Genomic DNA, 5,558 nt, shown 5'->3' with positions numbered 1-5,558 from the left:
ACCTGAGACCGGGCGGCAAAAAAAAGTCCGAAGCCCGGTGAGGGGCTTCGGACGGTGATGGGGCGGGGGAAGATTACTGGTTGTTGTCTTCGGGCTCGACGAGGCCGTAGTCGCCGTCTTTGCGGCGGAACATGACGGCGAGCTTGTGGGTCTTTTGGTTGTGGAAGATGATGAAGGGGCGGTCGCTAAGCTCGAGGTCCATGATGGCTTCGTCGGCGAAGAGGGGGCGGACTTTGTACTTCTCGGCGTGGACGTAGGCGGGCTCGACGTGGTCTTCCTCAGTGGTGTGGAGGACTTCGGCGTGGAAGACCTGCTCTTCGATGTGGCGGATGCTGCCGTCTTTGCGCGGGCGGTGGCTCTTGAGGAGGCGGGTCTTGTACTTCCTCATGCGCCGGGCGATCTTGGCGATGGATTCGTCGATGGCGGAGTAGATGTCCTCCGTGGTGCTCTTGACTTCGATGACGATGTGGTCGGCACAGAAGAGGATGATTTCGGCGATCTGGCGGTGCTGCTGGACGTCGAGGATGATTTTGGCCTCGATGATGCGCGGGTAGTCGAGGTGGAGGCTCTCGACTTTCTTGTGGGCGTAATCGCGGATGGCCTCGGTGATATCGACGTGGCGTCCGGTGACGATGATGGGCAGGTTAACGTTGTGCTTTTGCATGGTGGTGTCCTCCTAGGTTGGGGGGTGATGGTTTGGGAAAGCTGAATCAGTGCGGACTACATGGTAAAGTCTTCACCGAGATAGAGACGGCGGGCCTCGGGGTCGTTGACGAGGAATTCCTTGGTTCCATGTCGCCTGACCTGGCCTTCATAAATGAGGTAGGCGCGGTCCACGATGTTGAGTGTTTCGCGTACATTGTGGTCCGTGATGAGAATGGCGAGTCCGGCGCGGCGCAGCATGCGAATGATGTCCTGGATTTCACTGACAGCGATGGGGTCAACTCCGCTGAAAGGTTCATCGAGCATGAGCAATTTAGGCTCGGTGACGAGGCTGCGGGCGATGGTGAGGCGGCGCTTTTCACCGCCGGAGAGGGTGAGGGCGGGATTGTCGGCGACGTGGTCGATGCCGAACTTTTCCATGAGCTGCTGGCACTGCTCTTCCCGCTCCTGCTTGCTGAAGGGCTGGGTCTCCATGACGGCGAGGATGTTTTCTCTGACCGTGAGCCGACGGAAGATGGACTCTTCCTGGGGGAGGTAACCCATGCCGAGACGAGCACGCTTATACATGGGCTCTTCGGTGGCATCGGCTCCGTTGAAGAAGACTTTGCCGCCATTGGGGCGGACGAGGCCGACGATCATGTAGAAGGTGGTGGTCTTCCCTGCCCCGTTCGGGCCGAGGAGTCCGACGATCTCTCCTTCTTTGACTTCGATGTCCACGCCGTTGACGACGGCACGGCCATCATAAACTTTTTTCAGCCCTTCGGTGTGCAGGAGGCGCGCGCCGACGGTGTGAGCGGGCTCCGACTGAGAGGCTGGAGGGAAGTCCGGACGGCTATCGACGCGTGCGGTGATCTCCTCCTGCCAGAGCGGCGGGGTGGAGGCGGGAGTGCTTTTGCGCTTGGAACGGGCCACGAGGATGAGGAATCACTGTCCGTTGTTCGGGGTGCCGGGCTGGTCATCGCTAAGGATGACGGTGCGCGGACGACCATTGGTGCGGAGGCGACCTTCTTTGTCGAAGATCATGACGGTATCGGCGGTGGTGGCGATGTGCAGCACATTGCCCTTTTGCACCTGCGGATAATCACTCAGGACGATGTCCTTGGTGGCGCCGTCATAGTCGAGGCGTTTGCAGCGGCCCTGCTGGATGTCGCCTTCGAGGCTGCGCTTTTCGATGATGACCATGGGGCCGCGGGCGATGGCTTTTTTGATGGGGGGATCTTTGTCGTCCTTCTTGCCGCTTTTGGCGAGAAGCGGGTTCTTGGGCGCTGGTGCCTGGCCTTTGTTGGCCTGGACGCTTTCTTCTTTGACCATGTGGACTTCGAGTTCCTCGCACTCGATGTAAAAGTCGGGATGACGGGCACGGACGTGGCCGCTGTAGATGAAGACGGCGGTGTTGAGATCGAAGTCGCTGCGGTCAGCTTCGATGATGATGGTGGGCGCTCCTTTGGCCGTGGTGCTTGGGGTCAGCGGAGGAAGCGCGCCTGGAGCCGGACCTGAGGGGGCGGGCGGCGGCTGATCCTGGACGGCTGGAGCTGGAGCGGGCGCTACTGCCGGCGGGGGGCTGGCGGTCTGACCACCGATCATGCCCTGGACCTGCGGGAGGGCGCTGCCTGCGGCGGCTTTGGCGGCCTCGATGGCCTGGGCGCGTGCCTCGGGTGTCTGGAGGGCTGCTTTGGCGGCATCCGTGACGCCGGGGGGGAGGCTTTTGAGGAGATCTTTGGCGGTGGTTTTGGCTCGGTCGAGTTCACCGCTCTTCTGAGCCTGACGAAGACGCTCTGCCGCCTGCTCGAGCTGCTTTTTTGTGTCGCTACTGCTGGGGGTGGAGAGCCGGCTGGCCCCCTGGCCATGCAGGGACACGAACCATCCCAGCTGGATGAGAATCAGGAGGTGGAGGGTTTTCATGTCAGTTCGCTGCCTTGGCGGGTTGGTCAGTCTTGGAATCGTGCGAGACTGTGCCTGTGTCAAAGATCAATGTGCGAACTCGCCCGCTCATGCTGCCGATGGAGGTGCGTGTATCAAAGACGAGGGAGTCCGCCGATGTCTGTAAATCGGCACGGGTGACGGTGCAGCGCTCGCCGCTGCGGAGGAGGTGGTCGGTGAGGTGAAAGGTGGCGCTGGGGAGCTCGATGCGCATGTTTTGTGCGGGATCAGCGGCGAAGATGTGGATGATGACGCGGGTGGCCTGGAGACGCTCCTCGTCGATGCGGGTCAGTGTCTCTGCGTGGAGTTCGGAGGTCTTTTTTCCCGCCTGATCGAAGGAGGGGATGACGACCCCACGGTTGATGAAGCCCTCTGGGATCATTTTCCCAAAAGAGGCCATGGAACTCTCCGGTGCGGCGTCTTGAGCGAGCAACGGTATGGAGGCGACGACAAGGGCCACCAGGACGAGGTGACGCGTGATGCTGGAGGAGGCGCGGATCATGTCACTGGTCCCCCTGAACGAGGGCGTGGATTTTTCGAAGCTGGCTGAGCACCTGGGGCAACTCGGCGAGAGGGATCTGATTGGGGCCGTCGGAGAGAGCTTTGGCGGGCTCGGGATGAGTCTCGATGAAGACGCCATCGCAGCCTGTGGCGACAGCGGCCCTGGCTAAAACGGGGGCGAGCTTGCCGTCACCGCCGGTGGTAGTGCCGAGGCCGCCTGGGCGCTGCACGGAGTGGGTGGCGTCAAAGATGACGCGGTAGCCGAGCTCCCTCATCCAGTAGAGGGAACGCATGTCGGCGACGAGATTTTGGTAGCCAAAGGTGGTGCCGCGCTCGGTGAAGAGGAAGTTCTGGCAGCGGACGGACTGGAGCTTTTCAGCGATGTTTTTGACATCCCATGGGGCCATGAACTGGCCTTTTTTGACATTCACGGCACGCCCAGTCTCGCCAGCGGTCAGGATGAGGTCGGTCTGGCGGGAGAGGAAGGCGGGAATCTGGAGGAGATCGATGTATTCGGCGGCGATTTTTGCCTCCTCAGGGGAGTGGATGTCAGTGGTGACTGGGACGCCAAGCTTCTGGCCGACGCGCTGAAGGAGCTGGCAGCCCGCTTTGACACCGATGCCGCGATACGAACTGCCGGCGCTGCGGTTGGCTTTGTCGTAGGAGGCTTTGAAGATCCATTTCAGCCGCAGACTGTTGGCGAGTGCCCCGAGACGGTCCGCCATATCCCAGATGAATTCTTCACTCTCGATGACGCAGGGGCCGAGGATGAATAAAGGCTCTGAGCCATCAACGGAGACGGAGCCAACCTGAACCACTGGGAGCGAAAACATGCGAGGACTGTGAGGGGAATGGCAGCGGCCCCATGCCGATGCTGGATGGATGCTAGCGAGCGGGCGCAGGACTGACAACAGGCAAGAAAAAGCAGGCATGATTTTCATCATGCCTGCTCGGAGGGCAGTGGATCAGTGAACCGTGGAGCCAGCGACAGGCTTGAAGGTGACGATGCCGGAGGTGCGGGGCGAAGTCGTCGGCGTCGTTGTGGGAGCCACGAGGTTCTGCGGCAGTTGATCGATGAGGAAGTATCCGGTGCCGAACTCGGTCGTGGTGGTCTCATCGACGCGGGCGCGGATGATGAGGCCGAAGTAACTGGCCGAACGCTTCACGACTGGTGGAGACTGGCCGTTCACGGGATTGTTGTCTTCCAAGGCAAATTTGCCGCTGAAGACACCGGTGGCGGCAGCCGCAGTCAGAGTGGTTCCGGCTGGATTCACGACAGTCGGAGTAGTGGTTTTCTTCGGCACGGTGACTTTGCTGGCGGCACCGATGCTGACGGTGATGTCTGGATTGTCACTGGTGACGACATCGCCGGGCTGGCTGGGCGAGTTGTCAGCGTCTCCATCTTCACTGAACATGAGCTCGGCATTGTTGGTGACGCCAGCCGTGGTGTCGATGCCCATGAGGACCGTGGTGCTGTCTTTGACTGGTGGGATGTAACGACCGCCGATGACGGTGAAATTGACGGGGAAAGTCACGGTAGCAGCGGGAACTCCGGCAAGCACCTGAGTGGTGCCAAATCCAGAACGATAGGTGCGAGCCTTGCTGGTGGCTGCGGAGTCTGGGGCACGGACCTGGGAGATGATGCCGGTGACATCGTTGTCAGCCGGATTCGGCACAGCGCGTGTGACGATCTGAATGTTTTCGATCTGCGGAGTGGCTGCGTCATCACTGAGGACAGAGCCTTTGGTGGACGTCTTGTAGAGAGTCTGGAAGAGGAAGAGCTGGCCGGTGGGGCCGACATAGGAACTGCTGGTGAGCGTCTCACCATCCGGAGTGCGTCCCGCGAGCTTGTAGGTGCCAGCAGCGGCGACGGTGATGGATGCGTAACCAGCCCCCTGCGGCACGGATGCACTGTCACCGATGAGGATATTGCCGTCTGGCAGGCAGATGGCGATATTGTAGAGGCCGACATACTCGGTGGGGAGGTGGGAGACATTGGCCACGGCCTTGGTGGCCCAGTTATTCCGCCAGCCAGTGAAGGCTACATTACCTGCAGCAGAGGTGATGGAAGCATTGGTAATGGTGACGATGGGAGGAGCAGCAGGAACGGCGACCGGTGACTGGACGATGGTGAGCTTGAAGCTCAGAGTGAGTTCCGGGTCTGTCTTGGTAGCGGGGACAATGACGGTAGCGGTGGGCGTGCCGACGACTGCACCCGTGTTGTCCACGTTCATGATGAAGTTGCCTTTGAAGCCTCGGGCGGCAGTGCTGCCGAGGGTGACTTTCCCGGAGAGGGCGCCGAGGGAGGTAACGGTCATGTCAAAGCGGCCACCAAGATTGGCATTCATCACCTGACTGCGAGCCACGGGGCCTGCGAAGGTACCAGGGACACCGAAAGGCAGAGGATGAATGGTGATGGTGGACTGGAGTTTCTCAGAATCTCCAAACAAGTTTGTGGCCCAGGTGGTGATGGT

At 60.7% G+C, this 5,558-nt stretch carries 6 protein-coding genes; all 6 read right to left on the bottom strand.

Features of this window, described 5'->3' with window-relative positions; genetic code table 11:
* Positions 1 to 73: 73 nt before the first annotated feature.
* Complete coding sequence (gene hpf / locus AC6FTP_RS25080; RefSeq protein WP_497209640.1) at positions 74 to 664, bottom strand: ribosome hibernation-promoting factor, HPF/YfiA family; 591 nt, start codon at positions 662 to 664, stop codon at positions 74 to 76.
* A 56-nt stretch (positions 665 to 720) separates the two neighbouring features.
* Positions 721 to 1,434, bottom strand: coding sequence for an LPS export ABC transporter ATP-binding protein (lptB, locus tag AC6FTP_RS25075; protein ID WP_497209641.1), 714 nt, complete (start codon positions 1,432 to 1,434; stop codon positions 721 to 723).
* A 153-nt stretch (positions 1,435 to 1,587) separates the two neighbouring features.
* Complete coding sequence (locus AC6FTP_RS25070) at positions 1,588 to 2,565, bottom strand: LptA/OstA family protein (protein ID WP_497209639.1); 978 nt, start codon at positions 2,563 to 2,565, stop codon at positions 1,588 to 1,590.
* A 1-nt stretch (position 2,566) separates the two neighbouring features.
* Positions 2,567 to 3,085: an LptA/OstA family protein gene (locus AC6FTP_RS25065; protein WP_497209638.1), complete on the bottom strand. Its 519-nt coding sequence runs from the start codon at positions 3,083 to 3,085 to the stop codon at positions 2,567 to 2,569.
* Between the two features lies 1 nt (position 3,086).
* Positions 3,087 to 3,917, bottom strand: a complete 831-nt coding sequence (kdsA, locus tag AC6FTP_RS25060; protein ID WP_497209637.1) for a 3-deoxy-8-phosphooctulonate synthase — start codon at positions 3,915 to 3,917, stop codon at positions 3,087 to 3,089.
* A 132-nt stretch (positions 3,918 to 4,049) separates the two neighbouring features.
* Positions 4,050 to 5,558 (bottom strand): hypothetical protein (locus tag AC6FTP_RS25055; RefSeq protein ID WP_497209636.1); only part of this gene is annotated, 1,509 nt, incomplete at its 5' end.

It is taken from the genome of Prosthecobacter sp., assembly GCF_044378005.1.
Classification (GTDB): Bacteria; Verrucomicrobiota; Verrucomicrobiia; order Verrucomicrobiales; family Verrucomicrobiaceae; genus Prosthecobacter.
This window is presented reverse-complemented; position numbering and strand designations above follow the sequence as displayed.

Excerpts from the sequence above, each read along its gene's own strand:
- AC6FTP_RS25065 (WP_497209638.1), bottom strand. The coding sequence starts at position 3,085 with ATGATCCGCGCCTCCTCCAGCATCACGCGTCACCTCGTCCTGGTGGCC.
- AC6FTP_RS25070 (WP_497209639.1), bottom strand. The coding sequence starts at position 2,565 with ATGAAAACCCTCCACCTCCTGATTCTCATCCAGCTGGGATGGTTCGTG.
- kdsA (WP_497209637.1), bottom strand. The coding sequence starts at position 3,917 with ATGTTTTCGCTCCCAGTGGTTCAGGTTGGCTCCGTCTCCGTTGATGGC.
- hpf (WP_497209640.1), bottom strand. The coding sequence starts at position 664 with ATGCAAAAGCACAACGTTAACCTGCCCATCATCGTCACCGGACGCCAC.